The organism is Streptomyces sp. NPDC001502, assembly GCF_042894785.1.
In the GTDB taxonomy this organism is placed as follows: domain Bacteria; phylum Actinomycetota; class Actinomycetes; order Streptomycetales; family Streptomycetaceae; genus Streptomyces; species Streptomyces kutzneri.
Map to the genome: position 1 here is coordinate 46293 of NZ_JBIAVW010000009.1, position 15295 is coordinate 61587.

Below are 15295 nucleotides of genomic sequence, written 5' to 3' on the forward strand. Positions count from 1 at the left end.
CATCCCCGGTCGGTCGTTCCACGGAAGGCACACTCGCCGGTAAGGTGGCGTGCACCTTTGCTTTGTCGTATTCGTCGATCCCTCAGACCGTCACCTCTGACGCAGTAGCGCGGGGGTCGCAGGAGGCACCGTGCTCACCGCGTTCGCCCGGGCGTTCAAGACGCCCGACCTGCGCAAGAAGCTGCTCTTCACGCTCGGCATCATCGTGCTGTTCCGGCTCGGGTCCCACGTCCCGGTACCCGGCGTGAGCTACAAGAACGTTCAGATCTGTGTGGAGCAGGCAGGCAGCAGCAATGGGCTGTTCGGCCTGGTCAACATGTTCAGCGGCGGTGCGCTGCTGCAGATCACGATCTTCGCGCTCGGCATCATGCCCTACATCACGGCGAGCATCATTCTGCAGCTGCTGACCGTGGTCATCCCGAAGCTGGAGACCCTCAAAAAAGAGGGACAGTCCGGCACGGCGAAGATCACTCAGTACACGCGCTATCTGACGGTCGCGCTCGCGATCCTGCAGGGCACGGGCCTCGTCGCCACGGCCCGCACCGGTGCCCTGTTCCAGGGCTGCCAGGCCGCCAGCCAGATCGTTCCCGACCGCTCGATCTTCACCACGGTCGTCATGGTGATCACCATGACCGCCGGTACCTGCGTCGTCATGTGGCTCGGTGAGCTCATCACCGACCGCGGCATCGGCAACGGTATGTCGATCCTCATGTTCATCTCGATCGCCGCCGGCTTCATCGGAGCCCTCTGGCAGATCAAGCTCCAGGGCAAGATCGCGGACGGCTGGGTCGAGTTCGGCGTCGTCATCCTGGTCGGCCTCGCGATGGTGTGCCTGGTGGTCTTCGTCGAGCAGGCGCAGCGCCGGATCCCGGTCCAGTACGCGAAGCGCATGATCGGCCGCCGTGCGTACGGCGGTACCTCGACCTACATCCCGCTCAAGGTGAACCAGGCGGGCATCATCCCCGTCATCTTCGCCTCGTCGCTGCTCTACATTCCGGCACTGGTCGTGCAGTTCAGCGGGTCCCAGGCCGGCTGGGCCACCTGGATCCAGAAGCACTTCGTCAAGGGCGACCACCCGTACTACATCGCGGCCTACTTCCTCCTGATCGTTTTCTTCGCGTTCTTCTACGTGGCGATCTCGTTCAACCCCGAGGAAGTTGCAGACAACATGAAGAAGTATGGTGGGTTCATCCCGGGCATCCGCGCCGGTCGGCCCACCGCCGAGTACCTCAGCTACGTACTCAACCGGATCACCTGGCCGGGGTCGCTGTACCTGGGTCTCATCGCTCTTGTGCCGACGATGGCGTTGGCCGGCTTCGGAGCGAACCAGAACTTCCCGTTCGGCGGGACGAGCATCCTGATCATCGTGGGTGTGGGTCTGGAAACCGTGAAGCAGATCGAGAGCCAGCTCCAGCAGCGTAATTACGAAGGGTTCCTCCGCTGATGCGAATCGTCCTCGTTGGACCGCCCGGTGCGGGCAAGGGAACGCAGGCCGCGTTCCTTGCCAAGAACCTGTCGATTCCGCACATCTCCACGGGCGACCTGTTCCGGGCCAACATCAGCCAGGGCACCGAACTGGGCAAGCAGGCGAAGGCGTACATGGACGCCGGCGACCTGGTTCCCGACGAGGTGACCATCGGCATGGCGAAGGACCGTATGGAGCAGCCGGACGCCGTGAACGGCTTCCTGCTGGACGGTTTCCCGCGCAACGTCTCGCAGGCCGAGGCGCTCGACGTGATGCTCCAGGCCGAGGGCATGAAGCTCGACGCCGTCCTCGACCTGGAGGTCGAGGAGGAGGAGGTCGTCAAGCGGATCGCCGGCCGGCGGATCTGCCGCAACGACTCCTCGCACGTCTTCCACGTGACGTACGCCCCGGCCAAGGCCGAGGGCGTCTGCGACACCTGCGGCGGCGAGCTGTACCAGCGCGGCGACGACTCCGAGGCCACGGTCCGTAACCGGCTGGAGGTCTACCACACGCAGACCGAGCCGATCATCGACTACTACAAGGCCCAGGGCCTGCTGGTGACCATCCCGGCCCTCGGTGAGGTCGCGGACGTCACGAAGCGCGCGATGGACGCCCTCAAGAAGTAGTAACCCTTTGTGCGCAGGTACGGCCGCGGTGTCCCCAGGACATCGCGGCCGTACTGTTGAGAAGACCTGAACAACGCAGATCCGAAGGTGGAAGGCATTTCCCATGGTCCAGATCAAGACCCCCGAGCAGATCGCGAAGATGCGCGAGGCAGGGCTGGTCGTCGCGGCGATCCACGCTGCGACCCGTGAGGCGGCCGTACCCGGCGCCACGACGCGGGATCTGGACATGGTGGCCCGCAAGGTCATCGAGGACGCCGGGGCCAAGTCGAACTTCCTCGGCTACGGCGGCTTCCCCGCGACCATCTGCACCTCGGTGAACGAGGTCGTCGTCCACGGCATCCCCGACGACAAGACCGTCCTCAAGGACGGCGACATCATCTCGATCGACGCCGGCGCGATCGTGGACGGCTGGCACGGCGACGCCGCGTACACCGCCTTCGTCGGCACCGGGCACGCCCCTGAGCTCGTGGAGCTGTCCCGGGTGACCGAGGAGTCCATGTGGGCCGGCATCGCCGCCATGAAGCTCGGCAACCGCCTCGTGGACATCTCGAAGGCGATCGAGACGTACATCAAGCGCCAGCCCCGTCCCTCCACCGGTGAGCACAGCCTCGGCAAGTTCGGGATCATCGAGGACTACGGCGGCCACGGCATCGGGTCCGAGATGCACATGGACCCCCACCTGCTGAACTACGTCTCGCGCAAGCGGGGCAAGGGGATCAAGCTGGTCCCGGGCCTCTGCCTGGCGATCGAGCCCATGGTCTCCCTGGGCACCGCCCAGACGGAGGTCCTTTCGGACGACTGGACGGTCATCACCACGGACGGCACCTGGTCCTCGCACTGGGAGCACTCCATCGCGCTGACGGAGGCCGGGCCCATCGTCCTGACCAGCCCGGACTGCGGAAAGGCGAAGCTGGCGGAGTACGGAGTCACCACGGCTCCAGACCCCCTCGGTTAATGATCTAGACTCTGGGGCAAACTTTCCGGATTCGTCTTTCTGGGTGCCCTGACGTAGACTGACTCGTCGGCTCTCGTGCACTTCCATGCCTGCATGGCGCACGGAGCTGATCAAGGTAGCCGATTCGAAAGGCGAAGCGTGGCCAAGAAGCAAGGTGCCATCGAAATCGAGGGCACCGTGATCGAGTCCCTCCCGAACGCGATGTTCAAGGTGGAACTCCAGAACGGTCACAAGGTCCTCGCGCACATCAGCGGCAAGATGCGCATGCACTACATCCGCATCCTCCCCGATGACCGGGTCGTTGTGGAGCTTTCTCCGTACGACCTGACGCGTGGCCGGATCGTCTACCGATACAAGTAGATCTTGCTCTCACTCCTGCCTGGGCATCCGTCCCGGTGCGGGTGGTGGCACTGACCCGGAGAACCTCACCAACATGAAGGTCAAGCCGAGCGTCAAGAAGATCTGCGACAAGTGCAAGGTGATCCGCCGTCACGGCCGGGTCATGGTCATCTGCGACAACCTGCGCCACAAGCAGCGCCAGGGCTGACGCACGCCGACCGACCTGCCTTCCGCAGTTCTTCGCGCGACGTAAGAAAACGTACATACGCAGAACCCGCCCAGCCCTGCACGGGGCCGGCGGCACCTCCGGCGGGGGCCGGGGACCCGGACGTACCATCACCCCACTTCGGGGTGGTCGGCGGTCGGGGTCGGTTCTGCTGAAGACCCCCGAACACACAGGAGCCATTGAATGGCACGCGTTTCCGGTGTTGACATCCCGCGCGAAAAGCGCGTGGAGATCGCACTCACCTACGTCTTCGGTATCGGGCGCACCCGGTCCAAGGAGATCCTCGCCTCCACCGGCGTGAACCCGAACACCCGCGTTCGTGACCTGGCCGAAGAGGACCTCGTCAAGATCCGCGAGTACGTGGACGCCAACCTCCGTACCGAGGGTGACCTCCGCCGCGAGATCCAGGGCGACATCCGCCGCAAGATCGAGATCCAGTGCTACCAGGGTATCCGCCACCGTCGCGGCCTCCCGGTGCACGGTCAGCGCACCAGCACCAACGCGCGTACCCGCAAGGGCCCGCGTCGCGCGATCGCCGGTAAGAAGAAGCCGGGCAAGAAGTAGTCCTGTTCAGCGGTCTTGCGCTGTAGGACCGACCACCTCCCGTAGGAGATTTAGATGCCCCCCAAGGGTCGTCAGGGCGCTGCCAAGAAGGTGCGCCGCAAGGAAAAGAAGAACGTCGCTCACGGGCACGCCCACATCAAGAGCACGTTCAACAACACCATCGTTTCGATCACCGACCCCTCGGGCAACGTGATCTCCTGGGCCTCCGCCGGCCACGTCGGCTTCAAGGGCTCGCGCAAGTCCACCCCCTTCGCCGCGCAGATGGCCGCCGAGTCGGCCGCCCGCCGCGCGCAGGAGCACGGCATGCGCAAGGTTGACGTCTTCGTCAAGGGTCCGGGCTCCGGCCGCGAGACCGCGATCCGCTCCCTCCAGGCCACCGGCCTTGAGGTCGGCTCGATCCAGGACGTCACCCCCACCCCGCACAACGGCTGCCGCCCGCCGAAGCGCCGCCGCGTCTGATCCGGGGCGGCGTTCGACCCCGCTTGCGCGGGGATGATCCGCGCCGCCGCGTCTGACGCAGTGGACGCACCTGTGCGTCTTTGAGTGTCCGGGCGGTACGAACCCCTTCGGGGGGACGTGCCGCCCGTACCCTTGCTGTACCTGGTAGTACCCGTCGGGCGTCAAATAGTGGGCGTCCACGAATGAAGGAACACAGACATGCTTATCGCTCAGCGTCCTTCGCTGACCGAAGAGGTCGTCGACGAGTACCGCTCGCGGTTCGTGATCGAGCCGCTGGAGCCGGGCTTCGGTTACACCCTCGGCAACTCCCTGCGCCGTACCCTCCTGTCCTCCATCCCGGGTGCCGCTGTCACCAGCATCCGCGTGGACGGCGTCCTGCACGAGTTCACCACCGTGCCGGGCGTCAAGGAAGACGTCACCGACATCATCCTCAACATCAAGCAGCTGGTCGTCTCCTCGGAGCACGACGAGCCGGTCGTGATGTACCTGCGCAAGCAGGGTCCCGGCCTGGTCACCGCTGCCGACATCGCGCCCCCGGCCGGTGTCGAGGTGCACAACCCGGACCTGGTCCTCGCCACGCTCAACGGCAAGGGCAAGCTGGAGATGGAGCTGACCGTCGAGCGCGGTCGCGGCTACGTCTCCGCCGTCCAGAACAAGCAGCTGGGCCAGGAGATCGGCCGTATCCCGATCGACTCCATCTACAGCCCGGTCCTCAAGGTCACCTACAAGGTCGAGGCGACCCGAGTCGAGCAGCGCACCGACTTCGACAAGCTGATCGTCGACGTCGAGACCAAGCAGGCCATGCGCCCGCGTGACGCCATGGCGTCCGCCGGTAAGACCCTGGTCGAGCTGTTCGGTCTGGCGCGCGAGCTCAACATCGACGCCGAGGGCATCGACATGGGCCCCTCGCCGACGGACGCGGCCCTGGCCGCCGACCTGGCGCTGCCGATCGAGGAGCTTGAGCTCACGGTCCGCTCGTACAACTGCCTCAAGCGCGAGGGCATCCACTCCGTGGGTGAGCTCGTCGCCCGCTCCGAGGCCGACCTGCTCGACATCCGCAACTTCGGTGCGAAGTCGATCGACGAGGTCAAGGCGAAGCTGGCCGGCATGGGCCTGGCCCTCAAGGACAGCCCGCCCGGATTCGACCCGACCGCCGCCGCCGACGCCTTCGGCGCCGACGACGACGCGGACGCCGGTTTCGTCGAGACCGAGCAGTACTGATTCACCCCCGCCGCCGGCGGCTGAGGCCTTTGGCCTGGGTCGCCGGCCGGGTTTGAACCGAAAACTTTCCCGCGGCATCCGCCTCGGGGGAACTGACACCGGTACCTGACACGGCCGGTGCAGATATGAAGGAGTTACACCATGCCGCGTCCCGCAAAGGGTGCCCGTCTGGGCGGTTCCGCCGCGCACGAGAAGCACCTCCTCGCGAACCTCGCGAAGTCGCTCTTCGAGCACGGCCGCATCACCACCACCGAGGCCAAGGCCCGCCGCCTGCGTCCCTACGCCGAGCGTCTGGTCACCAAGGCCAAGAAGGGCGACATCCACAACCGTCGCCTGGTGCTGCAGACGATCACGGACAAGAGCATCGTGCACACGCTGTTCACCGAGATCGCCCCGCGCTACGAGAACCGCCCCGGTGGTTACACGCGCATCACCAAGATCGGCAACCGTCGTGGCGACAACGCCCCGATGGCCGTGATCGAGCTGGTCGAGGCCCTCACGGTCGCCCAGCAGGCCACCGGTGAGGCCGAGGCCGCCACCAAGCGCGCGGTCAAGGAGGCGGAGGCTGTCGAGACCCCCGCCGAGGAGACCAAGGAGGCCTGATCCCCCGGGATCACGCTTGCTTGAACGGCTCTGAACGGGCCCGCCCCCTTCCGGGGCGGGCCCGTTCTGCTTTTGCCTGGCGGTATCGGCTTTCTGAGAGGATCGGTCACGTGAGTGACGAGGTGGAGCCCGGGCACGTCCGGGTGCGGCTGGACCTGAGCTACGACGGCAAGGACTTCTCCGGCTGGGCGAAGCAGCGCGTGCTGCGGACCGTCCAGGGCGAGCTGGAGTCGGCCCTGCAGACCGTGATGCGGCTGTCGGAGCCGGTCGAGCTGACCGTGGCCGGGCGGACCGACGCGGGCGTGCACGCCCGCGGGCAGGTCGCCCAGTTCGACCTCGCCGAGGAGGTGTGGGCCGAGCACCACGACAAGCTGCTGCGCCGCCTCGCGGGCCGCCTCCCGCACGACGTACGGGTGTGGAAGGTGGCCGAGGCCCCCGAGGGCTTCAACGCGCGTTTCTCGGCCGTCTGGCGCCGCTACGCCTATCGCGTCGGCGACCACCAGGGCGGCGTCGACCCGCTGCGCCGCGGGCACGTGCTCTGGCACCAGTGGCCGCTCGACGTGGACGCCATGAACGAGGCCGCGGCCCCGCTGCTCGGCGAGCACGACTTCGCCGCGTACTGCAAGAAGCGCGAGGGCGCCACGACCATCCGTACCCTCCAGCAGCTCGGCTGGGAGCGCGCCGAGGACGGGATCATCACCGCGACCGTCCGCGCCGACGCCTTCTGCCACAACATGGTCCGCTCGCTGGTGGGAGCCCTGCTGCACGTCGGCGACGGGCACCGGCCCACCGACTGGCCCGGCAAGGTGCTGGCAGCCGGCGTACGGGACTCCTCGGTGCACGTGGTCAAGCCGCACGGGCTGACCCTGGAGGAGGTCGGCTACCCGGCGGACGAGCTGCTGGCCGCCCGCAGCAAGGAAGCGCGCAACGTGCGGACCCTGCCGGGCGCCGGCTGCTGCTGACAGCCCCGCACGCGTCCGGCTAATCCGTTTGGGCGGATCGGCGCCGGACCGGGACAATGCCCGGCATGGGACATCTCGAAGCCAGCCACCTGGAGTACTACCTTCCCGACGGGCGGGTACTGCTCCCTGACGTCTCCTTCCGCGTGGGGGAGGGGTCGGTCGCCGCGCTCGTCGGGGCGAACGGGGCCGGCAAGACCACCCTGCTGAAGATGATCTCCGGCGAGCTCCAGCCGCACGGCGGCGGGATCACCGTCTCCGGCGGTCTCGGCGTGATGTCGCAGTTCGTGGGCTCGGTGCGGGACGAGACGACCGTACGGGACCTGCTGGTCTCGGTGGCCCAGCCGCGCATCCGGGAGGCCGCCAAGGCGGTGGACCGCGCCGAGCAGCTGATCCTGACGGTGGACGACGAGGCCGCCCAGATGGCCTACGCGCAGGCGCTGAGCGACTGGGCGGACGTCCAGGGGTACGAGGCGGAGACGCTGTGGGACGTCTGCACCATGGCCGCGCTGGCGATTCCGTACGACTCCGCGCAGTTCCGCGAGGTGCGCACGCTGTCGGGCGGTGAGCAGAAGCGCCTCGTGCTGGAGGCGCTGCTGCGCGGGCCCGACGAGGTGCTGCTCCTCGACGAGCCGGACAACTATCTGGACGTCCCCGGCAAGCGCTGGCTGGAGGAGCAGCTGAAGGCCACCCGCAAGACGGTGCTCTTCGTCTCCCACGACCGGGAGCTGCTGACGCAGGCCGCCGAGAAGATCATCAGCCTGGAGGCGAGCCCGACGGGCTCCGACGTCTGGGTGCACGGCGCCGGCTTCGCCACGTACCACGACGCCCGCAAGGAGCGCTTCGCGCGCTTCGAGGAGCTCAAGCGGCGCTGGGACGAGGAGCACGCGCGGCTGAAGGCACTGGTGCTGCGGCTGCGCAACCAGGCCGCGAGCAGCCCCGACATGGCCTCGCGGTACCGGGCGATGCAGACCCGCTTCCAGAAGTTCGAGGAGGCCGGCCCGCCGCCTGAGCCGCCGCGGGAGCAGGACATCCGGATGCGGCTCAAGGGCGGGCGTACGGGCGTGCGCGCCCTGACCGTGGAGAACCTGGAGCTGACCGGCCTGATGAAGCCCTTCTCCCTGGAGGTCTTCTACGGGGAGCGGGTCGCGGTCCTCGGCTCGAACGGCTCGGGCAAGTCGCACTTCCTGCGCCTGATGGCCGGTGAGGACGTCAAGCACACGGGCACGTGGAAGCTGGGCGCCCGGGTGGTTCCCGGCCACTTCGCACAGACCCACGCCCACCCGGAGCTCTTCGGGCGGACCCTCGTCGACATCCTGTGGACGGAGGCGGCGAAGCCCCTGGGACAGGCGATGGGCGCCCTGCGCCGGTACGAGCTGGAGCGTCAGGGCGACCAGCCGTTCGAGAAGCTCTCGGGCGGGCAGCAGGCGCGCTTCCAGATCCTGCTGCTGGAGCTGGCGGGCACCACGGCGCTGCTGCTGGACGAGCCGACGGACAACCTGGACCTGGAGTCGGCGGAGGCCCTGCAGGACGGACTGGAGGCGTACGACGGCACTGTGCTGTGCGTCACGCACGACCGGTGGTTCGCGCGCACATTTGACCGTTACCTGGTCTTCGGTTCGGACGGTGTTGTGCGGGAGACTCAGGAACCCGTCTGGGACGAACGTAGAGTCGAACGCAAGCGCTAGGGGGAGACCGTGGCCCCCTCGGTCGAGTGAGGGGCAGGCGTCGTGGGGCTGCGGCCTAGCATCTGGCTGATGAAGTGGGAGAACGAGGGCGTCAGGACCCGGGGTGCCGGGGACGGGGGCGCCGGGGACGGGGGAACGGGGGGCGGGGGGACCGGGAACAGGCTGATCGGCTGGCTGCTGCAGCCGGCCGCCCGGTCCTGGCAGGTGGTCTCCCTCGCGGTGCTCCTCGGGATCGCCGTCTCCACGAGCCTGCGGGCGAACTGGGGCTCCGACAACGCGTTCGTGGTCAAGGCCGCGGAGACGCTGCTGGCGGGCGGGTCCCCGTACGAGGACAAGCGCTTCCTCTACCTGCCCAGTGCCGTGATCATGGCGGTTCCCGAGGCGCTGCTGCCGCGTGAGGTGCTGCGGTGGCTGCTGCCGATCGGGATGTCGGGGCTGCTGGGCGCCGGGTGGCTGGCCGCGCTGCGGATATTCGCGGTGCCGCTGCGCTCGCGCTTCGCTGTCGGCGGTTTCGCGGTGTTCGCCCTCGCCTACAAGCCGTACATCAACCTCGTGCTGATCGGCAATTGGACCGCCATCTCGGCGGCCGCCCTGCCGGTGGCGCTGCTGCTCGCGCAGCGGCGCTCGTGGGGGTCGGCCGGGCTGGTGGTGGGGCTCGCGATCGCGTGCAAGCCGATGCTCGTGCCTCTCGGGCTGCTCTTCCTGGTCGCCCGGCGCTGGCGCGGGCTGACCGCGGCCGTGCTGGTGCCGCTGGGGTTCTCGCTGGCCGGTGCGCTGGTGATGCCGAGCCCGTCGCTGTTCTTCACCAAGACCCTGCCCTTCCTGCTCCAGGGGCAGGACTCGTACGCGCTGCCGTGGGACGCCTCGCCGATCGCCGTGCTGCCGCGGCTGGGGGTGCCGGTGCCGCTTGCGGTGCTGGTGGCCTTCGCGGGGGCCGCGGCGGGCCTGTGGGCGGCCTGGGTGCGGTGGCGGCGGGAGGACACCGACGGGGGCGAGCTGCGCCTGGTGGAGACGGCCTGCATGGTGATGCTCGCCGCATTTCTGGTGTCGCGGCCGTCCTTCGACCACTACCTGCTGGTGGTCCTGCCGCTGCTGATGGCGTCGGTGGTGCGGACGGACGCGGCGGCGCGTTCGCCCTGGTTCTGGGCGGCGCTGGGGCCTCAGGTGGCGGGCATTCCGTGGCCGTCCGAGCTGGAGGCCAAGCGGCGCGCCTTCAAGGACTGCGCCACCCTGTGCGGGCTCGTGATCGTGCTGGCGCGTCGTGCACTGCGCTCCGGGCGGGTTACTCTGGAGCCCGTAACAACTGCGGGGTCCCAACCCAGGACCGAACCGGAGTGCGCCGCGACGTCAGCAGAATCGGCATCGCGGACCGCGTTTTGACCCGTACGGGTCTGCTTGGGTATCCTGCTGGTTTGTTATGCGTATTGGCTTTCTCATTCTCACGTGAAAGGGCCTTGCGCCGGTCCACCGGACCGATGACCAGCAGTTCGCGCGGGTTGCGTCCCCGTTGTGAACGAGGGCTGTCGTGATCGTCCGTGGTGACCCTGTCAGGACCTTCCCGTTGGGGCTTGCGCCCTTGGGATACCACCACTGAAGAAGCGAAGGCATACGCGTGCGTACGTTCAGCCCCAAGCCCGGCGACATCTCGCGCCAGTGGCTCGTCATCGACGCCCAGGACGTTGTCCTCGGCCGTCTGGCGACCCAGGCCGCTGCCCTCCTGCGGGGTAAGCACAAGCCGACTTACGCCCCCCACATGGACATGGGCGACTTCGTCATCATCGTCAACGCCGACAAGGTTCACCTGTCCGGCAACAAGGCGTCGCAGAAGATGGCGTACCGCCACTCCGGCTACCCGGGTGGTCTCCGCTCGGTGCGCTACGACGACCTCCTGGCGAACAACCCGGAGAAGGCCGTCGAGAAGGCCATCAAGGGCATGCTCCCCAAGAACACCCTGGGCCGTCAGATGCTCTCGAAGCTGAAGGTCTACTCGGGCGACCAGCACCCCCACGCTGCCCAGCAGCCGGTGCCGTTCGAGATCACCCAGGTCGCGCAGTAGTTCCGGCCACCCCCTAAGACGTAGAAAATTCTGAGGAGCATCGTGGCCGAGACCACCGCCGAGACGACCCCCGTCGACGAGTTCGAGGGCAACGTCGAGGAGTACACCAGCGAGTCTGAGGTCGTCGTCGAGGGCGACTACACCTCCGAGTCCCTTGCCGGTCGCTTCGGCGACCCCCAGCCGGCCGCCGGCCTGGGCCGTCGCAAGAACGCCATCGCCCGCGTCCGGATCGTTCCGGGCACCGGCAAGTGGAAGATCAACGGTCGCACCCTTGAGGACTACTTCCCCAACAAGGTGCACCAGCAGGAAGTCAACGAGCCCTTCAAGCTCCTTGAGCTTGACGGCCGCTACGACGTCATCGCCCGCATCTCGGGTGGCGGCGTCTCCGGCCAGGCCGGCGCCCTGCGCCTCGGTGTGGCCCGTGCGCTGAACGAGGCGGACGTGGACAACAACCGCCCGGCGCTGAAGAAGGCCGGCTTCCTTTCCCGCGACGACCGTGCGGTCGAGCGCAAGAAGGCCGGTCTCAAGAAGGCCCGTAAGGCTCCGCAGTACAGCAAGCGTTAATCTGCGCCTGCTGTTCTGCAACGAAACCGCCCCGGCAGCACTCTCTGTGCTGCCGGGGCGGTTCGTTTACCGCCACAAGCGGCAAATACCTGTCACAAGCGGTCATACGCGAAGCGGAAACTCGGGAGGACAACAGTGGGACGACTCTTCGGGACGGACGGTGTACGCGGCGTTGCCAACGCGGATCTGACGGCGGAGCTCGCGCTCGGCCTCTCCGTGGCGGCTGCCCACGTACTGGCCGAGGCGGGCACCTTTGAGGGCCACCGGGCGACCGCGGTGGTCGGCCGGGACCCCCGCGCCTCCGGCGAATTCCTGGAGGCCGCGGTCGTGGCCGGCCTCGCGAGCGCGGGCGTGGACGTCCTGCGCGTCGGTGTGCTGCCCACCCCGGCGGTGGCGTATCTCACCGGTGCGCTGGGCGCCGACCTCGGCGTGATGCTCTCCGCCAGCCACAACGCCATGCCCGACAACGGCATCAAGTTCTTCGCGCGCGGCGGCCACAAGCTCGCCGACGAGCTGGAGGACCGCATCGAGTCGACCTACGAGCAGCACCGCACCGGCGCTCCCTGGGACCGGCCCACCGGCTCCGGCGTCGGCCGCGTCTCCGACTACACCGAGGGCTTCGACCGGTACGTCGCCCACCTCATCGGTGTCCTCCCGAACCGCCTCGACGGCCTGAAGGTCGTCCTCGACGAGGCCCACGGCGCGGCCGCGTACGTGTCGCCCGAGGCGTTCACCCGGGCCGGCGCGGAGATCGTCACGATCGGCGCGGAGCCCAACGGCCTCAACATCAACGACGGCTGCGGCTCCACCCACCTCGGCCTGCTCAAGGCGGCCGTGGTCGAGCACGGCGCCGACTTCGGCATCGCGCACGACGGCGACGCCGACCGCTGCCTGGCCGTGGACGGCTCCGGCGAGGAGATCGACGGCGACCAGATCCTCGCCGTGCTGGCCCTGGCCATGCGCGAGGCCGGCCAGCTCCGCGAGAACACCGTGGTCGGCACCGTGATGTCCAACCTGGGCTTCAAGCTGGCCATGGAGGCCGAGGGCATCCAGGTCGTGCAGACCGGCGTCGGCGACCGGTACGTGCTGGAGTCGATGAAGGAGCACGGCTACGCGCTCGGCGGCGAGCAGTCCGGCCACGTGATCATCCTCGACCACGCGACGACCGGCGACGGCACGCTGACCGGCCTGCTGCTGGCGGCGCGCGTCGCGGCCACCGGCAAGTCCCTCGCCGAGCTGGCGGGCGTCATGCAGCGGCTGCCGCAGGTGCTCATCAACGTTCCCGACGTGGACAAGTCCCGCGTCACCACCTCCGCCGAGCTGGCCGCGGCGGTCGCCGACGCCGAGCGCGAGCTGGGCACCACCGGGCGGGTGCTGCTGCGTCCCTCCGGTACGGAGCCGCTCGTACGGGTGATGGTCGAGGCCGCCGACATCGAGCAGGCCCGCTCGGTCGCCGGCCGCCTCGCGGACGTCGTGAAGTCCGCGCTGGGCTAGAAATCCGGACGGGCTCAGCCCGGCCCGTGTGGCGCACCCGGCTTCCGGAGCATCCGGCTCTGCTGGGTGCGCCACAGCAGTTTCCAGCAGATGAGGGTGACCGTTCCGGCGAGGATGATGCCGCCCAGGTTCAGCGCCAGCTGCGCGCCCGATCCCCACATCTGGGCGAAGTCGCCGTAGCTGAGGGCCACCGCCGCGTTCGCGCCCGCCGGGACGGTGGTGACGGAGATCGCCACGCCCACCAGCGCACCGGCCTTCGCCGAGGTCAGCGACAGCATGCCGGCCACACCGGCGAGCAGTGCCACGACGAAGGAGAACGGGTCGGGCTGCCAGATGAAGCTGGTGTTCGGCCGGGGGTTCTCCAGCATTCCCTCCTGGAACAGGCCGAGCGCGGTCATCCCCAGACTGAAGACCGTCGTCGCCACGATCGCCGCCGTGAAGCCGACGAACAGCGCGAGGAGCGAGCGCCCGGCGAGCCGGCGCTCGCGCTGCACCAGGCCCGTGCAGATGCCGGCGAGCGGGCCGAACTCCGGGCCGACCGCCATGGCGCCCACGATCAGGATCGCGTTGTCCAGGACCACACCACAGGCCGCGATCATCGTCGCCACGATCATGAAGGCGCAGTAGGTGATGGTGAGGGTGGACTCCTCGTGCGTCGATTCGGCGAGCTGCTCCCAGATCACCGCGTCGGCCGCCTCGCCCGGCGCCTCCTCCTCGGCCTCGTCGGCGCGTCTGGAGATCGACAGGTCGATGTGCTCGACGGCGATCGAGCCGCTCTCGCCGATGCCGAGCGAGCGCATCTCCTGCAGCAGTTCGTCGGCCGCCTCGCGGGCGACGTCGCACAGGACGAGATCGCCCTCGGGGTCGCGGGCGGCGCCGGTCAGCACGACCAGATGGGCGGTCCCGACCGTCCGGTCGATCAGCGCCACCACCCGTTCGGTGAGGTGATGTGGGGTGATCATCCGCAGATGCAGCATTTTCGCACCCTAGCGACTGCCCGCTAGAGCTTGCGGAGGCTCAGCTTCTGCACCTTGTGGTCGGGTCCCTTGCGGACGACGAGGGTGGCCCGGCCGCGGGTGGGCGCCACGTTCTCCAGCAGGTTGGGCCGGTTGATGGTCCGCCACATCGTCTGCGCGTACTCCATGGCCTCCTCCTCGGAGACCTGCGTGTACTTGCGGAAGTAGGAGAAGGGATTCTGGAACGCGGTCGCGCGCAGCTTCCGGAAGCGGTTCAGGTACCAGCGCTCGATGTCCTCGGGGCGTGCGTCCACGTACACGCTGAAGTCGAAGTAGTCGGCGAGCGCGACGCGGGTACGGCCGTCCGTGCCGGGGAGGGCCGGCTGGAGCACGTTGAGGCCCTCGACGATGAGGATGTCCGGGCGGCGGACGACGAGTTCCTCGCCGGGGACGATGTCGTAGATCAGGTGCGAGTAGACCGGGGCCCGCACCTCGTCCTTGCCGGCCTTGATGTCGGCGACGAAGCGGGTGAGCGCGCGGCGGTCGTAGGACTCCGGGAACCCCTTGCGGGAGGTCAGCCCACGCCGCTGGAGCTCCTTCATCGGGTACAGGAATCCGTCGGTGGTGACCAGCTCCACGCGCGGGTGCTCGGGCCAGCGGGCCAGCAGCGCCTGCAGCAGGCGCGCCACGGTGGACTTGCCGACGGCGACCGAACCGGCGACCCCTATGACGAAGGGGGTGCCCTGCTGGGCGCCGTGCCCGTTGCCCGCGTCACCGAGGAAGGTGTTGAGGGTGCCCCGCAGGTTGCTGGTGGCGCCGACGTAGAGGTTGAGGAGCCGGGACAGCGGCAGGTAGACGTCGCGGACCTCGTCGAGGTCGATGACGTCACCGAGGCCGCGCAGCCGCTCCACCTCGTCGGCGGTCAGCGGCAGCGGGGTCCGCTCCCGCAGGGCGCTCCACTCGGCGCGGGTGAGGTCGACGTAGGGCGAGGCCTCGGGGCCCCGGCGGTGTGCGGGGCGGGTGGGGTGCCCGTCCCGGCCGGTGCGCTCCGTTGCGTTGTCCGGCGTGTTGCTTCGTGGCGGCGAAGTGATCACACCGCCATTGTCGGGGCTGCGGGGCG

At 68.5% G+C, this 15295-nt stretch carries 17 protein-coding genes; 15 read left to right on the top strand and 2 right to left on the bottom strand.

The window, feature by feature from the left end; genetic code table 11:
* Positions 1-130: 130 nt before the first annotated feature.
* The 15 genes from secY (at position 131) to glmM (ending at position 13219) form a co-directional block, all read left to right on the top strand.
* Positions 131-1444 carry a preprotein translocase subunit SecY gene (gene secY / locus ACFY0D_RS17415; RefSeq protein WP_390799116.1) on the top strand — a complete coding sequence of 438 codons (1314 nt, stop codon included), beginning with the start codon at positions 131-133 and terminating at the stop codon, positions 1442-1444.
* Positions 1444-2091: an adenylate kinase gene (locus ACFY0D_RS17420; RefSeq protein ID WP_390799117.1), complete on the top strand. Its 648-nt coding sequence runs from the start codon at positions 1444-1446 to the stop codon at positions 2089-2091. The genes secY and ACFY0D_RS17420 overlap by 1 nt, the downstream gene beginning before the upstream one ends.
* Before the next feature lie 103 nt (positions 2092-2194).
* Positions 2195-3046: a type I methionyl aminopeptidase gene (map, locus tag ACFY0D_RS17425; protein ID WP_390799118.1), complete on the top strand. Its 852-nt coding sequence runs from the start codon at positions 2195-2197 to the stop codon at positions 3044-3046.
* Positions 3047-3184: 138 nt separating this feature from the next.
* Positions 3185-3406 carry a translation initiation factor IF-1 gene (infA, locus tag ACFY0D_RS17430; protein ID WP_003956442.1) on the top strand — a complete coding sequence of 74 codons (222 nt, stop codon included), beginning with the start codon at positions 3185-3187 and terminating at the stop codon, positions 3404-3406.
* 73 nt (positions 3407-3479) lie between these two features.
* On the top strand, positions 3480-3593 hold the full coding sequence (gene rpmJ, locus ACFY0D_RS17435; protein WP_003956441.1) for a 50S ribosomal protein L36: 114 nt from the start codon (positions 3480-3482) through the stop codon (positions 3591-3593).
* A gap of 201 nt (positions 3594-3794) precedes the next feature.
* Positions 3795-4175 (top strand): 30S ribosomal protein S13, encoded by a 381-nt coding sequence (gene rpsM, locus ACFY0D_RS17440; protein WP_007265919.1) that lies wholly within the window; start codon positions 3795-3797, stop codon positions 4173-4175.
* A 54-nt stretch (positions 4176-4229) separates the two neighbouring features.
* A complete protein-coding gene (rpsK, locus tag ACFY0D_RS17445) occupies positions 4230-4634 on the top strand; it encodes a 30S ribosomal protein S11 (RefSeq protein WP_003956432.1) in 405 nt (134 codons plus the stop codon).
* A gap of 198 nt (positions 4635-4832) precedes the next feature.
* Positions 4833-5855: a DNA-directed RNA polymerase subunit alpha gene (locus ACFY0D_RS17450; RefSeq protein ID WP_008739666.1), complete on the top strand. Its 1023-nt coding sequence runs from the start codon at positions 4833-4835 to the stop codon at positions 5853-5855.
* A gap of 141 nt (positions 5856-5996) precedes the next feature.
* Positions 5997-6458 (top strand): 50S ribosomal protein L17, encoded by a 462-nt coding sequence (gene rplQ / locus ACFY0D_RS17455; RefSeq protein WP_030008477.1) that lies wholly within the window; start codon positions 5997-5999, stop codon positions 6456-6458.
* A 110-nt stretch (positions 6459-6568) separates the two neighbouring features.
* Complete coding sequence (truA, locus tag ACFY0D_RS17460) at positions 6569-7420, top strand: tRNA pseudouridine(38-40) synthase TruA (protein ID WP_390799119.1); 852 nt, start codon at positions 6569-6571, stop codon at positions 7418-7420.
* 56 nt (positions 7421-7476) lie between these two features.
* A complete protein-coding gene (locus ACFY0D_RS17465) occupies positions 7477-9105 on the top strand; it encodes an ABC-F family ATP-binding cassette domain-containing protein (RefSeq protein ID WP_390799120.1) in 1629 nt (542 codons plus the stop codon).
* 69 nt (positions 9106-9174) lie between these two features.
* On the top strand, positions 9175-10485 hold the full coding sequence (locus ACFY0D_RS17470) for a glycosyltransferase family 87 protein (RefSeq protein WP_390799121.1): 1311 nt from the start codon (positions 9175-9177) through the stop codon (positions 10483-10485).
* Positions 10486-10717: 232 nt separating this feature from the next.
* The gene (gene rplM, locus ACFY0D_RS17475) at positions 10718-11161 is read left to right on the top strand and encodes a 50S ribosomal protein L13 (RefSeq protein WP_008739660.1); all 444 of its coding nucleotides are present in this window, start codon (positions 10718-10720) and stop codon (positions 11159-11161) included.
* A 42-nt stretch (positions 11162-11203) separates the two neighbouring features.
* Positions 11204-11725 (top strand): 30S ribosomal protein S9, encoded by a 522-nt coding sequence (gene rpsI, locus ACFY0D_RS17480; protein WP_150258789.1) that lies wholly within the window; start codon positions 11204-11206, stop codon positions 11723-11725.
* A 135-nt stretch (positions 11726-11860) separates the two neighbouring features.
* Positions 11861-13219: a phosphoglucosamine mutase gene (gene glmM / locus ACFY0D_RS17485; protein ID WP_384828586.1), complete on the top strand. Its 1359-nt coding sequence runs from the start codon at positions 11861-11863 to the stop codon at positions 13217-13219.
* 14 nt (positions 13220-13233) lie between these two features.
* On the opposite strand, the gene ACFY0D_RS17490 is transcribed toward glmM, so the two are convergent.
* The gene (locus ACFY0D_RS17490) at positions 13234-14196 is read right to left on the bottom strand and encodes a DUF389 domain-containing protein (RefSeq protein WP_390799122.1); all 963 of its coding nucleotides are present in this window, start codon (positions 14194-14196) and stop codon (positions 13234-13236) included.
* Between the two features lie 23 nt (positions 14197-14219).
* Positions 14220-15269 carry a type I pantothenate kinase gene (gene coaA, locus ACFY0D_RS17495; RefSeq protein WP_301367595.1) on the bottom strand — a complete coding sequence of 350 codons (1050 nt, stop codon included), beginning with the start codon at positions 15267-15269 and terminating at the stop codon, positions 14220-14222.
* Positions 15270-15295 lie beyond the last annotated feature (26 nt).

Bases quoted from the DNA above. Each gene is read 5' to 3' on its own strand.
- ACFY0D_RS17420 (WP_390799117.1), top strand. From the start codon at position 1,444: ATGCGAATCGTCCTCGTTGGACCGCCCGGTGCGGGCAAGGGAACGCAG.
- map (WP_390799118.1), top strand. From the start codon at position 2,195: ATGGTCCAGATCAAGACCCCCGAGCAGATCGCGAAGATGCGCGAGGCA.
- rpmJ (WP_003956441.1), top strand. From the start codon at position 3,480: ATGAAGGTCAAGCCGAGCGTCAAGAAGATCTGCGACAAGTGCAAGGTG.
- rpsM (WP_007265919.1), top strand. From the start codon at position 3,795: ATGGCACGCGTTTCCGGTGTTGACATCCCGCGCGAAAAGCGCGTGGAG.
- rpsK (WP_003956432.1), top strand. From the start codon at position 4,230: ATGCCCCCCAAGGGTCGTCAGGGCGCTGCCAAGAAGGTGCGCCGCAAG.
- ACFY0D_RS17450 (WP_008739666.1), top strand. From the start codon at position 4,833: ATGCTTATCGCTCAGCGTCCTTCGCTGACCGAAGAGGTCGTCGACGAG.
- rplQ (WP_030008477.1), top strand. From the start codon at position 5,997: ATGCCGCGTCCCGCAAAGGGTGCCCGTCTGGGCGGTTCCGCCGCGCAC.
- ACFY0D_RS17465 (WP_390799120.1), top strand. From the start codon at position 7,477: ATGCCCGGCATGGGACATCTCGAAGCCAGCCACCTGGAGTACTACCTT.
- ACFY0D_RS17470 (WP_390799121.1), top strand. From the start codon at position 9,175: ATGAAGTGGGAGAACGAGGGCGTCAGGACCCGGGGTGCCGGGGACGGG.
- ACFY0D_RS17490 (WP_390799122.1), bottom strand. From the start codon at position 14,196: ATGCTGCATCTGCGGATGATCACCCCACATCACCTCACCGAACGGGTG.